14 protein-coding genes and 1 pseudogene are annotated in these 16,652 nt (G+C 63.4%); 11 read left to right on the top strand and 4 right to left on the bottom strand.

The annotated features are described in order from the left end of the window. Positions 1-103: 103 nt before the first annotated feature. The 3 genes from H2O14_RS03370 to H2O14_RS03360 are packed head-to-tail and all read left to right on the top strand — an operon-like array spanning position 104 to position 7,050. Entirely contained in the window at positions 104-463 is a 360-nt protein-coding gene (locus H2O14_RS03370) for a DUF6165 family protein (protein WP_246697279.1), read from the top strand. Between the two features lie 37 nt (positions 464-500). Beyond that, the gene (locus H2O14_RS03365) at positions 501-5,513 is read left to right on the top strand and encodes a tetratricopeptide repeat protein (protein ID WP_182826511.1); all 5,013 of its coding nucleotides are present in this window, start codon (positions 501-503) and stop codon (positions 5,511-5,513) included. Between the two features lie 10 nt (positions 5,514-5,523). After that, positions 5,524-7,050, top strand: a complete 1,527-nt coding sequence (locus tag H2O14_RS03360) for a tetratricopeptide repeat protein (RefSeq protein WP_182826510.1) — start codon at positions 5,524-5,526, stop codon at positions 7,048-7,050. Here the strand turns inward: H2O14_RS03360 and H2O14_RS03355 are convergent. The 3 genes from H2O14_RS03355 to H2O14_RS03345 form a co-directional block, all read right to left on the bottom strand. After that, positions 7,037-7,474: a YqaA family protein gene (locus tag H2O14_RS03355; protein ID WP_182826509.1), complete on the bottom strand. Its 438-nt coding sequence runs from the start codon at positions 7,472-7,474 to the stop codon at positions 7,037-7,039. The genes H2O14_RS03360 and H2O14_RS03355 overlap by 14 nt on opposite strands. Before the next feature lie 9 nt (positions 7,475-7,483). Then, positions 7,484-8,596: a glycosyltransferase family 4 protein gene (locus tag H2O14_RS03350; protein WP_182826508.1), complete on the bottom strand. Its 1,113-nt coding sequence runs from the start codon at positions 8,594-8,596 to the stop codon at positions 7,484-7,486. A 155-nt stretch (positions 8,597-8,751) separates the two neighbouring features. Continuing rightward, complete coding sequence (locus H2O14_RS03345) at positions 8,752-9,834, bottom strand: DUF2865 domain-containing protein (RefSeq protein WP_182826507.1); 1,083 nt, start codon at positions 9,832-9,834, stop codon at positions 8,752-8,754. A gap of 165 nt (positions 9,835-9,999) precedes the next feature. Between H2O14_RS03345 and H2O14_RS03340 the strand changes: the two genes are divergently transcribed. The 4 genes from H2O14_RS03340 to H2O14_RS27045 all read left to right on the top strand — a co-directional run bounded on the left by H2O14_RS03340 (position 10,000) and on the right by H2O14_RS27045 (position 12,307). Further along, a complete protein-coding gene (locus H2O14_RS03340) occupies positions 10,000-10,854 on the top strand; it encodes a UDP-2,3-diacylglucosamine diphosphatase (protein WP_182826506.1) in 855 nt (284 codons plus the stop codon). 179 nt (positions 10,855-11,033) lie between these two features. Next, positions 11,034-11,672: a TetR/AcrR family transcriptional regulator gene (locus tag H2O14_RS03335; protein WP_182826505.1), complete on the top strand. Its 639-nt coding sequence runs from the start codon at positions 11,034-11,036 to the stop codon at positions 11,670-11,672. A gap of 120 nt (positions 11,673-11,792) precedes the next feature. Then, positions 11,793-11,966 (top strand): hypothetical protein, encoded by a 174-nt coding sequence (locus H2O14_RS03330; RefSeq protein ID WP_182826504.1) that lies wholly within the window; start codon positions 11,793-11,795, stop codon positions 11,964-11,966. Next, positions 11,963-12,307: a DUF6105 family protein gene (locus H2O14_RS27045; protein WP_246697278.1), complete on the top strand. Its 345-nt coding sequence runs from the start codon at positions 11,963-11,965 to the stop codon at positions 12,305-12,307. Before H2O14_RS03330 ends, H2O14_RS27045 begins: the two co-directional genes overlap by 4 nt. On the opposite strand, the pseudogene ruvX reads toward H2O14_RS27045, so the two are convergent. Beyond that, a pseudogene (ruvX, locus tag H2O14_RS03325) lies at positions 12,264-12,731 on the bottom strand (Holliday junction resolvase RuvX); the annotation flags it as partial. The gene H2O14_RS27045 and the pseudogene ruvX sit on opposite strands and share 44 nt — an antisense overlap. Positions 12,732-12,843: 112 nt before the next feature. On the opposite strand from ruvX, the gene H2O14_RS03320 reads away from it, so the two are divergent. The 4 genes from H2O14_RS03320 to H2O14_RS03305 all read left to right on the top strand — a co-directional run bounded on the left by H2O14_RS03320 (position 12,844) and on the right by H2O14_RS03305 (position 16,409). After that, a complete protein-coding gene (locus H2O14_RS03320; protein WP_182826502.1) occupies positions 12,844-13,548 on the top strand; it encodes a metal-dependent hydrolase in 705 nt (234 codons plus the stop codon). 94 nt (positions 13,549-13,642) lie between these two features. Beyond that, positions 13,643-13,930: an Asp-tRNA(Asn)/Glu-tRNA(Gln) amidotransferase subunit GatC gene (gatC, locus tag H2O14_RS03315; RefSeq protein ID WP_137153533.1), complete on the top strand. Its 288-nt coding sequence runs from the start codon at positions 13,643-13,645 to the stop codon at positions 13,928-13,930. A gap of 82 nt (positions 13,931-14,012) precedes the next feature. Next, complete coding sequence (gene gatA / locus H2O14_RS03310; RefSeq protein WP_182826501.1) at positions 14,013-15,494, top strand: Asp-tRNA(Asn)/Glu-tRNA(Gln) amidotransferase subunit GatA; 1,482 nt, start codon at positions 14,013-14,015, stop codon at positions 15,492-15,494. Positions 15,495-15,731: 237 nt separating this feature from the next. Continuing rightward, positions 15,732-16,409, top strand: a complete 678-nt coding sequence (locus H2O14_RS03305; protein WP_409526897.1) for an imm11 family protein — start codon at positions 15,732-15,734, stop codon at positions 16,407-16,409. The last annotated feature ends 243 nt before the right edge of the window (positions 16,410-16,652 follow it).

Raw genomic sequence — 16,652 nt, 5'->3', positions numbered from 1 at the left:
GTTTTCCGTTTTCGCCTCGCTCCCTTAATCTCGCGAACCGACGATTATGATTCTTGATAAGCGAGGAAGAGACGATGATCGAAGCACCCGTGTCCTGGGGGAGTTGGTCGACAAGATCACCATCCTGCAGATCAAATCCGACCGGATGACCGACGAGGCGAAGCTGGCCAATGTCCGCAAGGAATTGGCGCTGCTGACAGAAAAGCTCGGCGATCATGCCCGCAATGACGAGGTCTCAAGGCTCACCAAGGCGCTCTACGACGTCAACGCCGCCCTTTGGGACATCGAGGACGATATTCGCGATTGCGAAAACGCCGGTGATTTCGGCGACAAATTCGTCCAGCTCGCCCGTTCGGTCTACATTACCAACGACAAACGCGCCGAATTGAAGCGCGAGGTCAACTTCGCGCTAGGGTCGGGCCTTATGGAGGAGAAATCCTACCAGAAATACAAGGTCCAATAAGGCGGGTCGCCGCCGGACGAACAGGAGCGAAGAGAGCATGGGCGGGGAGATGACCGGGGTCGAGCGCTATTCCGTGGAAGATTGTCGGCGAATGCTTGGCGACGGAAAGGTGGCGGAAAGTCTGGCGGCTCTGGAAGATCTCTCCCGGCTCCATCCCACCGACGCCTCCGTCTATCACTATATGGGGGTCGGACTGCATCTTTCGGAGCGGTCGCTCGATTCGCTCGATTATTTCAGGCGCGCGCTCGAACTCGACGCGACGCAGGCGAGCGTCTGGCAGAATTATGCGACCGCCTTGCTCGGGGCCGGTTTGGTCGAAGACGCGGTCGCGGCGGCGCAACAGGCGGTGGCGCTGCGGCCTTCGGGCGTCGGCGGCTATACCAATCTCGGCGTGGCCCTGTCCCGCGCAGGACGGCTGGCGGAGGCCTATGAGGCCGTCGCCAGGGGGCTGGAGATGGAGCCCGGCAATGCCGGCCTTCTTGTCCAGGCGTCGCAAGCGTCTCTCGATCTGCACGAAAAAGGCCGCGCCCAGCAGTTGGCCGCCGCCGCGCTGAAAGCCGCGCCCGAGAGCCCCGAAGCCCATCTGGCGCACGGCGCGGCTCTTCAGTCGCTCGGCCGCGACCGCGAAGCGCTGGCGGAATTCGAGTGGGTGCTGCAGCGAAATCCCTTGCAGAAGACCGCGTTCATCAATGGCGGCGCATCGCTGCGTAATCTCGGCTTGATCGACGCCGCCATCAATCACTATGTCGAAGGTCTCAAGCATTGGCCGGAATGGGAGTTGCTCCGCTATAATATCGCGGTGAACCGGCTTTATGGCGGCGATTGGCTGCAGGCTTGGGACGATTACGAATTACGGCTCAGAGTGTCGTCGGCGCTCGAAAAGAGCCCGGTGTCGAATGCGCCGCTCTGGTCCGGTCAGGAATTGCCGGAAGGTCGGCTGGTCGTCGTGCACGAACAGGGATTCGGCGACGTTTTTCAGTTCCTCCGCCTGCTGCCTGCGGCGCGAAAGCGCGTCGGGGACCTGGTCTTCGTCTGTCATCCGCGGATGTTCAACATTCTCTCGCGCCTCGACGTCTTCACCAACGGCGACATTCGGTTGCGCTCCGATGTCGAGCCGTTGCCGGAGCATGACGCCTGGTTGCCGCTGATGTCGCTGCCGCGGCTCGCCAGGCTCGAACCCGGCAATGTGCCCATCGGCGTGAGCCGTTTCCGCGTTGAAGAGGAGCGGATGGCCAAATGGCGCCGTTTCGGGCAGCGCGGCGAATCCAAGACAACATGGCGGATCGGCCTGTGCTGGCAGGGCAATCCCAAGACTGCGGTCGATATCGGCCGGTCCATTCCGCTCGCCGCCATGGCTCCGCTGGCGTCGCTGTCGGACCGGGCGAATTTCATCTCGCTGCAGCGGCATTACGGTCTCGACCAAGCGGTCCCCGACGGCCTGCGCATCCTGTCTCCGGGCGGTGACTTCGATGCGGGCGACGAGGCTTTCGTCGACACGGCGGCGATGATCCTCTCGCTCGATCTCGTCATCACTTCGGATACTGCGGTCGCGCATCTGGCGGGGCTTCTGGGCAGGCCGGTCTGGCTCTTCCTGAAAAAGGCGCCGGATTGGCGATGGGGCGGCGAGGGGAGCGTGACGCCCTGGTATCCCAATATGCGTCTGTTCCGGCAGAAAGAGGCCGGCGACTGGCGTCCGCTTTTCGAAGAAGCCGCAGCCGATCTCGAAGCCCTGTTCGGGGAGCTCGGTCAGGATTATGGTGATCGCCCGGTTCAGGACGGCGTCAAGCTGCACGGTCTCGGCCAATTTCAGAATGCGATCGCGATTTACGGCAAGGCGATCGCCTATCGGCGCGGCGACGCCCATTTGATGAACCTCAACGCCATGGCGCTGCTCGAAGGCGGCCGGCGCGGCGCGGAGGCGGCCCGCAAGGGGCTGCCCTTCGCCTTGCAGTCCGTGGCGCTCGCGCCTGGAACCGCCGACTATTGGAGCAACCTCGCGGTTTTGCTGGACAGTCTCGGCCAGCGGGCCGATGCCCGCCGCGCGCTGGGTTTCGCGCTCGCCGTCAATCCGTCTCACACGCCGTCGCAGGTTTCCCTCGCCAAGCGCGAATCCGCCGAGGGCAAATATGCGGAGGCGCTGGCGCGACTGGAACCGGTGGCCAAGCGCGAACCGAAGTCGATCCCGGTGTTGACCGCGCTTTCGTCGGTCTACACCGATATGGGCAACCATCTCGAAGCGGAGCGGGCGATGCGCCGCGTCGTCGACCTCGAGCCGGAAAACGCCAAGCTCTGGGTCCAACTCGGCGCGACGCTCAATTCCGCCGAGAAATTCCGGGCGGCGGCGGAGGCATGGGAGCAGGCGTCCTTCCTCGATCCCAAGAACACCGACGCACTGTCCAATCTCGGCGTCTACGAGCGCAATCACGGCGAACTCGGCCTGTCGCTGTATTACCAGCGTCGCGCCGTCGCCATCGATCCCAAGCATGCCGAAGGCTGGAACAATCTCGGCATCGCCGAGATGGAGGGCGATGACGACGAGGCGGCCAAGCGCGCCTTCATGACCGCCATCAATGTTCGTCCCGGTTATGCCGACGCCCATCTCGCGCTCGGCATGGCGTTGCTCAACGAGGGCGATTACGAGCGCGGCCTCCAGCACTACGAATGGCGGCTGAAATCCGAAAAGCTCGGCCTGATGGCCAATCGCCCGCGCGTGCCGCTCTGGAACGGCAGTGACCCGAAAGGGCTGAAGATCCTCCTGATGGCCGAACAGGGTTTCGGCGACGCTTTCCAGTTCTGCCGCTATGCGACCTGGTTCAAGGAGCGCGGCGCCGACAAGGTCTATATCGCCTGCCGCTCCGTCATCGGTCATCTCCTGAAGACCGTGCCGGGCGTCGATGGCGTGTTCGGCGATGGCGACAAGCTGCCCAAGACCGACGCGATGGCCTATATGATGAGCATGCCCGGCCTGACCGGAATGCGGCTGGAGACGATCCCGTCGCGTGAAAGCTATTTCACCGCCGATCCCGAACGGGTGACGAAATGGGCGGAATGGCTGGCGCAAAAGCCAGGCTTCCGCGTCGGCATCGTCTGGCAGGGCAATCCCGATCCCAAAGTGGACAAGGGTCGATCCTATCCGCTCACCGCGCTCGAACCGCTGGCGCAAGTGCCGGGCGTGCGGCTGATCGCTCTCCAGAAGGGCAAGGGCGAGGAACAGATCGATGCGCTCGACGGCCTGTTCGAGGTGGAGCGCCCCGGCCCTGACTACGATGCGGGCAAGCAGGCTTTCGCCGACACCGCCGCGATGATGAATCTCGATCTCATCGTCACCTCCGACACCGCCGTCGCCCATCTCGCGGGCGCGCTCGGCCGTCCTTGCTGGGTCGTGCTGAAGGCGCATCCGGAATGGCGCTGGCTCCGGGATCGTTCCGACAGTCCCTGGTATCCAGAAACGCGGCTGTTCCGCCGCTTCGCGGGCGAGGTGGAGCCCAAGCCTTTCGCCGCCGTGATGGGACGCATCGCTGCCGCGCTCCAGAAACTGGTCGACGGCGACCTGTCGCAGCGCCGCGTCGCCGCGCCGTCGACGCCGGGCGAGATCAAGCCCTTCGATCCCTTGGCGGCCTACAACGCCGCGCATGAAGCCCAGCGCAGAAACGACTTTGCAGCCGCCCAGCAGGGTTTCTCCAGCGTGCTCGGCTACAAGAAACTGCGCCCGAGCGCGCTGCATATGCTGGGGGTCAGCGCTCTGCATCTCGACCGCAACGCCCAGGCCGCCATGCTCTTCCGCGAGGCCGAGCGTGAAGGCGAAAACTCGCCGGAATTTCTGACCAACTATTCCATCGCGCTCCGGCGCCTGAACCGGCAGCAGCAGGCGATGAGCCTGTTGTCGCGCGCCATCGCCATCAAGCCGACGGCCGAGGCGCATCTGTCCTACGGCAACATCCTTCGGGACGCGACCCGCTTCGAGGAGGCGGTGGAGCAATACCGCGCCGCAATCCGGCTGAAGCCGAAATTGTCCAAGGCCCATCGCGGCCTGGGCAACGCCATGCGCGATCTCCATCGTCCGGCCGAATCGCTCGCGGCCTTCGACATCGCCCGGTCGCTCGACGGCGAGGATCTCGATCTGATCCTCGATCACGCCCACGCCAAATTGTTCGCCGGCGATTTTCCCGGCGGCTTCCTGGATTACGAAGCGCGCTGGGGCAGCAAGGAAATGCGCAAGCGCGACTTCAGCGTGCCGCGCTGGGATGGCGCGCCTGCGCCCGGTCGGGTCTTGCTGGTTCACGGCGAACAGGGCTTCGGCGACAATATCCAGTTCATCCGGTTCGTCTCGGAAGCGGCGCGCCGCGTGGGCAAGGTCTTGCTGGAAATGCGCGGACCTCTGCTCAACCTGTTCGGCTCCATCGATTTCGGGCCGAACGTGGTGTTGATCGAGCAGGGCCGCAATCGCCCGCAGATGGACCTCGAAGTGCCTATCCTCAGCCTCCCGCTGGTTTTCGGCGTCACGGTCGACACGGTGCCGCCGCCGCCGATCTTCAACATCGATCCCGTCCGCGTGTCCGCCTGGAAGAGCCGTTTCGCCGGCGAAGCCTTGAATGTCGGCCTGATCTGGCAGGGCAATCCCAAGGCTCGCGCCGACGCCGGCCGGTCGCCGCCGCTGGCGGCGCTGGAGCCGCTGTTTGCTGTTCCAGGCGTCCGTTTCGTCAGTCTGCAGAAGACGGACGGGCTCGACCAGATCGCCGCCTGCGACTTCGCCCGCTCCATGCTGGTTCCGGGCGAGGACCTCGGCGATTTCGCCGAGACGGCCGCCGCCATCCTGGCGCTGGATCTCGTCGTGTCGTCCTGCACCGCGACCCTTCATCTGGCGGCCAGCCTGGGCGTGCCGACTTTCGGCCTGTTGAAATATCACGCCGACTGGCGCTGGCTCAACGAGCGGTCGGACAGCCCCTGGTATCCGGCGCTGACGCTGTTCCGGCAGACATCCGTCGGAGACTGGGCGGGAGCGGTCGCGCCGGCCGCCGACCGCCTGGCGGCGATCGCGTCGGCGCGATGAGGAGGCGAGGATGACGGCGCAACCGCGGCAAACCATGAACGAGCAGGACGTGCAGGCGCGGCTCGCCCGCGCCGTGGACCTCCACAAGCGCAAGGATTATGCCGGAGCCATCGCCATCTATCGCGAAGTCCTCGCCTGGAATCGCGGTCATTTTGACGCCCAGTCGCTGATGGCTTCGGCCCTGAGGCAATCGGGTCGCCTCGACCAGGCCCTGCAGATCTTCGACGATCTCGCCGCGATGCAGCCGGCGCGTCCGGAGTTCTGGTTCAATCGCGGCAACGCGCTGACCGACGCCGGACGCTTCGAGGAGGCGATCTCTTCCTATCGCAATGCGATGCGGCTTGCGCCGGCTACCGCGCAGACCCTCTGCAACCTCGCGATCGCTCTCGCCAAGAATGGCGAGCTCGACGAGGCGGAAGACGTCTATCGTCGGACTCTCGAGCTGGAGCCGGCTCACAAGGTCGCATTGCACAATCTGGGCAATCTCCTCGTCGACAGCGGCAGTTCGCATGAGGGGATCGCGCTTCTGCGCCGCGCAACCGCGCTTTGGCCCGATGCCGCCGAAGGCCACTACAATCTCGGCCTCGCGCTGATGCGGCTGGGCGATTTCGCCAACGGCTTCCGCGAATATGAATGGCGCTGGCAGACCTCCGATTTCAAGGAGCGCCCGAGCTATCGCAACATTCCGGAGTGGCAGGGCGAGCCGCTCGCGGGAAAACGCCTCATCGTGCATGGCGAGCAGGGGCTCGGCGACACGATCCAGTTCGCGCGCCTGTTGGGATTGGTTGCGTCACTGGGTGGCGACATCGTGTTCCACGTGCCGGAAAAGCTGGCCGCGCTGATGTCGTCGCTGCCGTTCCCGGTCAAGGTGACGGGGACCCATGGCGCATCGGACGGCGATTTTCACACGGCGCTGCTCAGCCTGCCACACCGGCTGAAGCTGACGCTGGGGGCGGTTCCTTCGATGTCCGCCCATCTCACCGCGCCGGTCGAGGCAGTGTCGGCCTGGAAGAGCCGTCTCGGTGACGACGGACGCCGGATGATCGGCCTGGTCTGGAAAGGCAATCCCAATTCGCCGGCCGAGAAGGGCAGGAGCCTTTCGTCGCCCGAGGAACTGGCTCCGTTCGCGGCGATCCCCGACGCCAGGCTGATCGCTCTGCAGAAGCTCGATCGCGACGAGCTCGAGCCGACCGGTTTCGGAACCGGCTGGCGCGTCAGGGGCGTGAGTTATCTTCTGGAGCATCCCGGTCCCGATGCGGATTCGGGTCCGGACGCTTTTGTCGATACGGCGGCGATCATGACCAATCTCGACCTCGTCGTCTCGGTCTGCACCGCGCCGCTGCATCTCGCCGGCGCGCTCGGCCGACCCACGATCGCGCTGTTGCGCGCCGTCCCGGACTGGCGCTGGCAGACCTCGGGCGATGCGACGCCCTGGTATCCGACGATGCGGCTCGAGCGTCAGTCGGCGGGCGAGACCTATCAGCCAGTGATCGCCCGGGCCGCAGCCCGCGCTGAAGCAATGCTCAGGCCCAATTGAGCGCCACCGCCGCCACCACCATATAGCGACCGATCTTGGCGATCGACACCAGGATCACGAAGGGCAGGAGAGGTTCGCGCAGCACGCCGGCGATCAGGGTGATCGGGTCGCCGATGATCGGCGCCCAGCTCAGCAGCAGGCTGTAGCGCCCGTATTTCTGATACCAGCGCGAGGCGCGGTCGAGTTGCGCCGGACTGGCCGGAAACCAGCGGCGACCTCCGAAGCGTTCGATGCTGCGGCCGAGCGCCCAATTGATGACGGATCCGATGATATTGCCGAGGCTGGCCGCCGCGATCAGCAGCGGAATGGAATGGTCGCCGGCGATCAGCAGCCCCGCCAGCAGGGCTTCCGATTGCATGGGAAGGATCGACGCGGCGCCGAAGGCGGCGAAGAACAGGCCGCCATAGACCGCGATGTCCATCACGCTTGCGCCTCAGGCCAGGTTGGCGAGCACGATCTTGCGCATCTGCTCTGCCGTTCGCGACCAGGAATAGCCGCCGAGCTTGGCCGCGCCGCGCTCGCCGCGGCGACGCGCGTCGTTGCGGTCGCGCCAGGCGCGCTCCAGCGTATCCTCGATTTCGTCGACGCTGCTTTCGCCCCAGCCGGAGACCGAGCCGACGCCCGCGCCTTCGCCCGAAACGCCTGCTTGCGTTTCCAGCGCATAGCAGTTCTTGCCGTCGATCAGGTCGAGATGACCTGTATTGGCCGACAGGATGGTCGGCACGCCGCAGGCCATCGCTTCCATCGCCACCAGATTTGTGCCGCCTTCGGAGCGGTTGGGGAACAGCGCCACATCCATTTCGCGCAGGATCGGCGGCATCAAAGCGTTGGGAACGGCGCCGAGATCGAGGAACTGCGTTTCCGCAAGCCCGTTGGCGCGGGCCCAGGCGGCGAGATCGGGCTTGTTGTCGGCGCCGAAGGGCAGGGGCGCGGCCTTGCCGGAGCGATCGAGCGTGCGGGCGAATTGCGGCCAGGGGCTATGCCAGGCGCTGACCAGCAGGGCTTCGGGATGGCGCTTGGCGAAACGGGCAAATCCCGCCATCACCAGATCCTGGCCCTTGCGCAGTTCCAGCTTTCCGCCGGAGAACACCATGAACCGATCCGACAGCACGCCCTGGCGCTGGGCCGGATGGAAGAGCGTGGGGTCGATGCCCTGGATCACCGTGGTGACATTGGTCAGCCCGTAGGCCCGCAGGATGTCTTCGTTCCAGGTCGAGCCGCAGACGATCAGCGGAAAGCGCTGGGCCCGGGCCAGCGTCTCGGCGGACAGTTGCGGGATCTCGAAGAACACCACGCCGATGGTCGGCTTGCCGTGAATCTCGGTGTTGTGCGGCCCCTTGCTCATCGAGAAGTCGTTGCCGAGCGCCGAAAGCAGCGTCGCCTCGACATTCGCCGCCTTGCCTTCGAAAGGCTTCAACTGCGACACGAACTGGCGGGAATTATATTCGAAACCCCGCAGCGCCAGCCGGCGCAGCGGATCGACCACCACCTGGTCGGGATTGTAGGGGAAGGACGTGCGGGCTTCGATGCCGGAATCCCCGCCCAATTCAGCGCGAGGTTGAGGCCGTAGACGCCCCAGCCGAAAAAGCTCGAAATTCCCCAATGAATGATGACCTGATGATTCATGCCCGTTCCGCCCCAGCGATTCTCTGTCGCGACTGTAGTGGAGGAGCAAGCTGGATAGAACCTTGACCGACGGCGTTATCCGGCGTCTTTTTCGCTCGCGACCGGCTTGCGGAAATCGATCGCATGGTCGTCCGGCAGGAATATCGGGCCGATGACGCGGATCTTCGGATCGGGCTGATAGGGCCGTTCGGCCACGGCGGCGTTCTCGGTCGCGGCCTCGGGCAGTCCGCCCCGCAATTGCGGCTTGACCCAGACGATCGACCCCGCCGGTTTCTTCGGCTGCGCCTTGCCGGACACCACAGCCTCACGCCGCAGCATTTCACTGTAGTAGAGCGAAAAATTGCAGCCGCATTGCGCGTCTTTCCCCTGGGTGCGAAAGCGCCAGGCATAGGATTGCGCCGCATAGGCCTGCCCCGATGTCGACGAGCGCATCTCCGTGCTTTCGCTCATGATGCTGTGATAGAACAGCTCCGTCTCATGGCCCGGACACATCATCGAACAGACCTGGGCGTCGCGGCGAAAATTGAAGCTGGAGGCGCGCGACGAAATCGGGAAGTAGGCGCCGTCGCAGGTGCGCACGCACATCGTCACCAAGCCGCCATTGGCGCCTGCGCCGCCGAGGTCGACGAAACCGTGGCTGGCGGGCCCGTCTTCCATCTCGGGCGCGCGGATGATTTCCATGCCGCCGGGCGCATCCCGCACCAAGGGCGTTTCGGTCACGCCCGGCGCGCTGACGAGTTGCGGCGCGGCCGTGCAGGCCTGCGCGTCGAGCTCCTGCTGGAGCCGGCGCCGTTGCCGCGCCTGATCGTCCGCAGTCGACAGCAACGAGAGGCGCTTTCGTTCCAGAATGGACAGATTGCGCCGCATGCGCGCCTGCTTGTCCTCGAGGTCGGAACAGGCCGCGTCGGTGTCGGCGCCGACGGCGAGGATGCTTCCCGATGAGCAGCCCTTTTCCTTCAGGGCGACATTCAGTTCGCGCAGGGATGATTTCTGGTCGTTGATCGCGCGGGCGTATTTCAAGCCTTGTGCGATCGGGCTTTCGCGCGTCGTCAGCGTGGCGAGATCGAAGCGCAGCCGGTCGCAAATCTCCGAGGCCGCGGCCACGCCGGGGAGCGCGAGGCCGGCCAGCATGACAGGCAGGATCAGTCGATTTGTCATGACCGCGCGTGGAGCCTTCTTTTGTGGATTTCATGTCCCAAAATCGGATCATTCCTAGAAAAACATGAATCCGCGCTTAACGGCGCGGCCCGTCATGCCGCTTGTCACATTGGTGAAACAGGAGTCTGCTTTTCCAAGGACACGTAAAAATCGTGAGGCGATGTCATGTCCCAAGATGCAGATAGTCTGAATACCCGCCGTGTGCGCACCCTGTTCGTCTCCGATATCCATCTCGGCTCCAAAGCCGCCAAGGCGGATTTTCTTCTCGACTTCCTGCGTGTCCACGACGCCCAGACAATCGTGCTCGTCGGCGACATCGTCGATGGCTGGCGGCTGAAGCGCAACTGGCACTGGCCGCAGAATTGCAACGACGTCGTCCAGAAACTGCTGCGCAAGGCCCGCAAGGGAACCCGCATCGTCTACATCCCCGGCAATCACGACTCCTTCATGCGCGATTATCCCGGCATCCATTTCGGCGGCATCGAGGTGGAGAAGAGCATTATCCACGAAGCCGCCGACGGCAAGCGCTATCTCGTTCTGCATGGCGACGAATTCGACGTGGTGGTGCGCAACGCCAAATTCATCGCCCATCTCGGCGACTGGGCCTATGACATGGCGATCGCGCTCAATGTGTTGATCGCCAAGGTGCGCCGGCGCCTGGGCCTGCCTTACTGGTCTTTTTCCGCCTGGGCCAAGCTGCAGGTCAAACGCGCCGTCAATTTCATCGGAGAGTTCCAGAATGTCGTCGCCGAAGAGGCTCGCCGCAATCAGGTCGACGGCGTCATCTGCGGCCATATCCACCACGCGGTGATCGAGAATATCGGCGGCGTCAAATACATCAACACCGGCGACTGGGTCGAAAGCTGCACGGCCATCATCGAGAATTTCGACGGCTCGATGGAGCTGGTGCGCTGGAACAAGGTGGAAAAGCCGAATTCCGAGGCCAGCCCGCTCGTGCCGATCAAGCTTCTGACCGCGCCCAAACCCAAGATGGAGGTCGCGGCGCGGGCGGCTGTATGAGCCGACGCAAGCAAAATCCGCTCTCGCCGCATGGCGACGCGGCCAGGTGGGCGCGCAGGCGCGCCCCAAATCCCGCCATCACCGTCGGGTGACTTATCCCCTGAAACTTTCGTTAACCAATTTGCCTCCGTCACGGCGCCTCGCTATCACCGGAAGACCAACGCGTTTTCGGGGGTGTCATGCTGGATAGGACGGAAATGATGGGTGGCGGCGAGCTTCCCATGCGGGACAGGGCGGCGACGACCGCGCGGATCCTGAAAGCCGCCTCCGAACTGCTCGCCGAGGGCGGTTTCCAGAAATTCGGCGTCAACGCGGTGGCGCGCCGCGCCGGTTGCGACAAGCAGCTGATCTATCGCTATTACGGCGGCATGGACGGACTTGTGGAGGCGATCGGCCGCGAGCTCGCCGGCTGGGTCGAGGAGAAGATGCCCGACAATGGCGGCGGCGGGTTTCTGCTGACCTATGGCGACCTCGTCGAGCGCCTGCTGCTCTTGTTCATGGAAGCGCTGCGCAGCGATCCGTTGATGAAGAGGATCATCGCTTGGGAAATGTCCGAAAACAGCCCGCAGGTGCGCAAGCTGGCCGACGCCCGGGCCCGCGCGCTGGGCGACTGGATCGCCCGGGTGAGGGCAGGCATGGCGCCGCCCAAGGGCGTCGACACCGGCCTGATGAACGTGATTCTGCTCGGCGCGGTGCAGCAGATCGTATTGTCCGCCGAAGCCGGCGGGCGCTTCGGCTCGACGGTTCTTAAAACCGAGAAGGACTGGAAGAAGGTGGAGCAGGCGGTGCAGAAGCTGGTGCGCGGCGTCTATCCGTGACCCCGGATCGGGGCGTCGTCCACAAGCGGACGGGCCGAAATTAACCTTAACAAATGGTTTACGTTGCGCCTCAAATATTAACCTGTGACAGTCGGGACAGGGTTAACAGGCGTGAGTGTCATGCGTAGACGCGCTCGGAACATCGGAACGGCCATCGCCATCGGAAGCGTGCTGTGCTTGATCGCGCAGGATCTGACCGCGCCGCTGATCGGAATCTCCGTGTTGGGACTGTTCGATCGGATATTCGGCGCAGCGCTCGCGGCGCGCTTTCCACGATTGGAGGCGGCACGATGAAATGGATCCTGATCCTCTGGGCCCTGCCGCTGACGCTGCTCGGCTCCTGGTACTGGCTGTCCTATTACGACATCAATTTCGGTTATCTGATCCTGACGCGGCAACTTCATGACCTCGTCTTCGAGATTTATGGCCAGACGCTCGGCATTCCGCCCGAGGATATCCCGCCGCTGGTTTTGAAGGCGGTGATCATCGACAGCCTGGCGCTGTTTTCCATCCTGGCCTTCCGCCGCCGCAAGAAGATCGCCGCGGCCTACAGGCGCTGGAAAGGGGAGGGTCAATCGCCCGAGGCGGCTCTCTCTCGATCGACGACAATCTGTCGAGAGCGCCCTGAAGAATGAAGGTCGCGGCGGCGGAATCGATCCGCTCCGCCCGCTTCTTGCGCGACACGTCCATTTCCAGCAAAGCCCGTTCGGCGGCCACCGTCGACAGCCGTTCGTCCCAGAAGGTGAAGGGGATGTCGGTCTTGTCGCCCATGGTGCGCACGAAGGCGCGCGTCGCCTGGGCGCGGGGGCCGGAGCTGCCGTCCATATTGATCGGCAGGCCGATCACGAAGGCCTTCACCTGTTCCTTCTCGGCGAAGGCCAGCAGCACCTGGGCGTCGATCGTGAACTTCTTGCGATTGATCACCGGCCTGGGATTGGCGAAGCTGCGGCCCTTGTCGGACACCGAAAGTCCAATGGTGGTCGTGCCGAGATCGAGCCCCGCGACGATTTCGCCGGGCGTCAGAAAGGTGGACAGGTCTTCGATGCTCAAAATGCTCATCTTGCCGGACTAGCGCCATCCACATAAAAAAGCCAGAGCTTCACACGGCTGACGAACCTTTGCGCTTGTCTTGCGTAACAGTTTGCGAGTCATTTTTCAGAAAGGTCGACATATGAAACTCACCTGGCTTGGCCATGCCGCCTTCCGCCTTGAAACGGCGTCCGCCACGATCCTGATCGATCCGTTCCTCAGCCACAATCCGGCCTTTGCCGGCCAGGATCTCAAGGATGCCGCCAAGGGCGTCACCCATATCCTGCTCACCCATGGCCATATGGACCATGTCGGCGACACGATCGCGCTGGCCGGCGAACTCGACGCGACAGTGCTGGCCAACGCCGATCTCGCCGCTTGGCTCGGCCATCGCGGCGTCCAGAAGGTCGAGCAGGGCAATACCGGCGGCACCATCGCCTTCAACGGTTTTTCCGCCACCTTCACCAATGCGCTGCATTCCTCCGCCCACGTCACCGAAGACGGCGTCTCGCACGCGCTCGGCAACGCCAATGGCCTGATGCTGCATTTCGACGACGAGGCCTCGGTGCTCGCCATGGGCGACACCGACATCTTCTCCGACATGGCGCTGATCAATGAGTTACACCAGCCGCAGATCGGACTCGTGCCGATCGGCGATCGCTTCACCATGGGCGGGGCGGTGGCCGCACTCGCCTGCCAGCGTTTCTTCTCGTTCGAAACCGCCATTCCCTGCCACTACGCCACCTTTGGCCTGCTCGATCCGACGGCCGAAAAATTCGTGGCCGGCATGGAGGGCCACAAGACGAAGGTCGCGGCGCCCAAGGTCGGCGAAGTCCTGAGCTTCTGATCTGTCGATCGCCTCGTCCGTCGGGGAAAAAGCCGTTGCGCGCCGTGGCGGGCGGCTTTATAGCGGGCGAGGCGAATGATATTTGGAGTAGGACATGTCTGTTGATGTGGCGACGGTGAAGCGTGTGGCGCGGCTTGCGCGTCTGGCCGTGACCGAGGAAGAAGCCGAGAAGACCACCGGCGAACTCAACGCCATTCTGGGCTTCGTCGAACAACTGTCGGAAGTCGATGTCGACGGCGTCGAGCCGATGACCTCCGTGACGCCGATGGCGATGAAGAAGCGCGCCGATGTGGTGACCGACGGCAATATTCCCGAGCGTGTCGTCGCCAATGCGCCTCTGACCGACAGCAATTTCTTCCAGGTTCCGAAAGTGGTCGAATAAGGTCGAGGCGGTTATCCGCCTCCCACTTTCGACATTCCCCTTTTGACGCGCGGTGACCCGCCAGACATGAAGTGACCGACCGATGAGCGACTTGACACGCCTCACCATTGCCGAAGCCCGCGGAAAACTCGCCGCCAAGGAGATTTCCGCCGTCGAGCTGACCGACGCCTATATCAGCGCGATCGAAGCGGCCAATCCCGCGATCAACGCCTATGTGACCGTCACGCCCGAGATCGCCCGAGGGCAGGCCAAGGCTTCGGACGCCCGCATCGCCGCCGGCAATGCCGGCGCGCTCGAAGGCATTCCGCTGGGCATCAAGGATCTGTTCGCCACCAAGGGCGTGCACACCCAGGCCTGCAGCCATATCCTCGACGGCTTCAAGCCGGAATATGAATCCACCGTCACCCAGAACCTCTTCAACGACGGCGCGGTGATGCTGGGCAAGCTCAACATGGACGAATTCGCCATGGGCTCGTCCAATGAAAGCTCCTATTACGGTCCGGTCAAGAACCCCTGGAAGGCGAAGAACTCCAACGCCGAACTCGTGCCCGGCGGCTCCTCGGGCGGCTCGGCGGCCGCCGTCGCCGCCCAGCTCTGCGCCGGCGCCACCGCCACCGACACCGGCGGCTCGATCCGCCAGCCGGCCGCCTTCACCGGCACCGTCGGCATCAAGCCAACCTATGGCCGCTGCTCGCGCTGGGGCATCGTCGCCTTCGCCTCGTCGCTCGACCAGGCCGGCCCGATCGCCCGCGACGTGCGCGACGCCGCGATCCTGTTGAAATCCATGGCGAGCGTCGACCCCAAGGACACGACCTCCGTCGACCTGCCGGTTCCGGATTACGAAGCGGCGCTCGGCCAGTCGATGAAGGGCGTCAAGATCGGCATTCCGCGCGAATATCGCGTCGAGGGCATGCCGGAGGAAATCGACGCCGCCTGGCAGCAGGGCATCGCCTGGCTGAAGGACGCCGGCGCCGAGATCGTCGACATCTCATTGCCGCACACCAAATATGCTTTGCCGGCTTACTATATCGTGGCGCCGGCTGAAGCCTCGTCGAACCTCGCCCGTTACGACGGCGTGCGCTACGGCCTGCGCGTCGAGGGCAAGGACATTCTCGACATGTATGAGAAGACCCGCGCCGCAGGCTTCGGCAAGGAAGTCAAGCGCCGCATCCTGATCGGCACCTATGTGCTGTCGGCCGGCTATTACGACGCCTATTACATCCGCGCCCAGAAGGTGCGGACGCTGATCAAGCGCGATTTCGAACTGGCCTTCAACGCCGGCGTCGACGCGATCCTGACCCCCGCCACCCCATCCTCCGCCTTCGGCATCGCCGATCAGGAACTGGCCAACGACCCGGTCAAGATGTATCTCAACGACATTTTCACGGTGACGGTGAACATGGCCGGCCTCCCCGGCATCGCCGTCCCCGCCGGCCTCGACCAGAAGGGCCTGCCGCTCGGCCTGCAGCTGATCGGCAAGCCGTTCGACGAGGAAACCCTGTTCAAGACCGCCCATGCGATCGAACAGGCGGCCGGAAAGTTCGAAGCGCCCAAGTGGTGGTAAGCCGACGAAATAATGTTTGACAAAGCCCGCCGAGCGCTGCTCCGGCGGGCTTTTTCTTATGGGTTCCACCTCCGCCGTCATCCTTGGGCTTGTCACAAGGATCTGCCGTGGGTGCGGCGAGGATGCGGGTGTTGCGGCGTGGGCAGATGCTCGCCACAAGGGCGAGCATGACGGAGGAGCGCGTTATCGGACTTACGCTGCCCGTATGTCGAGCGACGTTTAGCCAAGTTTTGGAAATTGGTTGCGTTCGCATGCCCATGCCTATTAATTCGGTTGGTATGGTTTCGAGCGGCAAAGAGAATATATGACTTACATTGTAAGAGTTACGCTCGAGGCCCCGCATTTCATTTCAGCGAGGCTGACCGATTTCGAGAAAAAGTCCCGGATATCCATTCCAGGGCGGACACTTCCCGTGTTTTCAAGAACGGCAACCGTCTCTTGAAACAGGAGGAAACGCCGGAACACTTGGTCCTGAGCAAGCCGCGCGCTCGTTTGCGTGAGATATTTACAACGCACAATGGCGCCCTGATCATTTCCGAAAAGCTACGGGCGCTCATGGAGGAGATGGACCCAGGTGTTCACCAATTCATGCCAATCAGCATCGACAATCACGCAGAGCCTGGACGCTGGTTCATACTGAACATTCATGCAAAACAAAACAGCGTCGTCGATGACCAATCGGATGTTCGACAAAGTTCCGGATCGCCCAAGAACCATGAAATCATGTTCTTTCGATATTTTCCGGCCTACAAAGGCCACATCAACGCAACCATAGATACATCTTCCCTGGGAGGGCTTCATGTGTGGCGGGAGCGGCGATATCCGGGCAGCCTGTTGGTGTCGGATACGTTCCAGGCTGAGTTGAAGAAGAGAAAGATCGAATTTTTCGAGCTCAGGAAGGCGCGGGATATTTGATAGGCAATGGTCACGTCGCCTCCGCTGTCGTCATCCCCGGGGCTTGTCCAGGGATCTGCTGCGGGGCCGTTAGGGTGCGGATGTCGCGACGTGGGCAGATGCTCGCCATCGGGGCGAGTGTGACGGAAGAGCGCGCATTCGGGATCAAGCTGCGCGTATGTCGAGCGAGGTTTAACCAAGTTGGGAAATTAGTTGCGTCCGCATGCCCGTGCTTATTAATTCGGATGGTATGGTTTGGAGCGG

Origin of the sequence: Rhizobium sp. G21 (genome assembly GCF_014158035.1) — a bacterium.
Taxonomy (GTDB): domain Bacteria; phylum Pseudomonadota; class Alphaproteobacteria; order Rhizobiales; family Rhizobiaceae; genus Rhizobium_E.
This window is presented reverse-complemented; position numbering and strand designations above follow the sequence as displayed.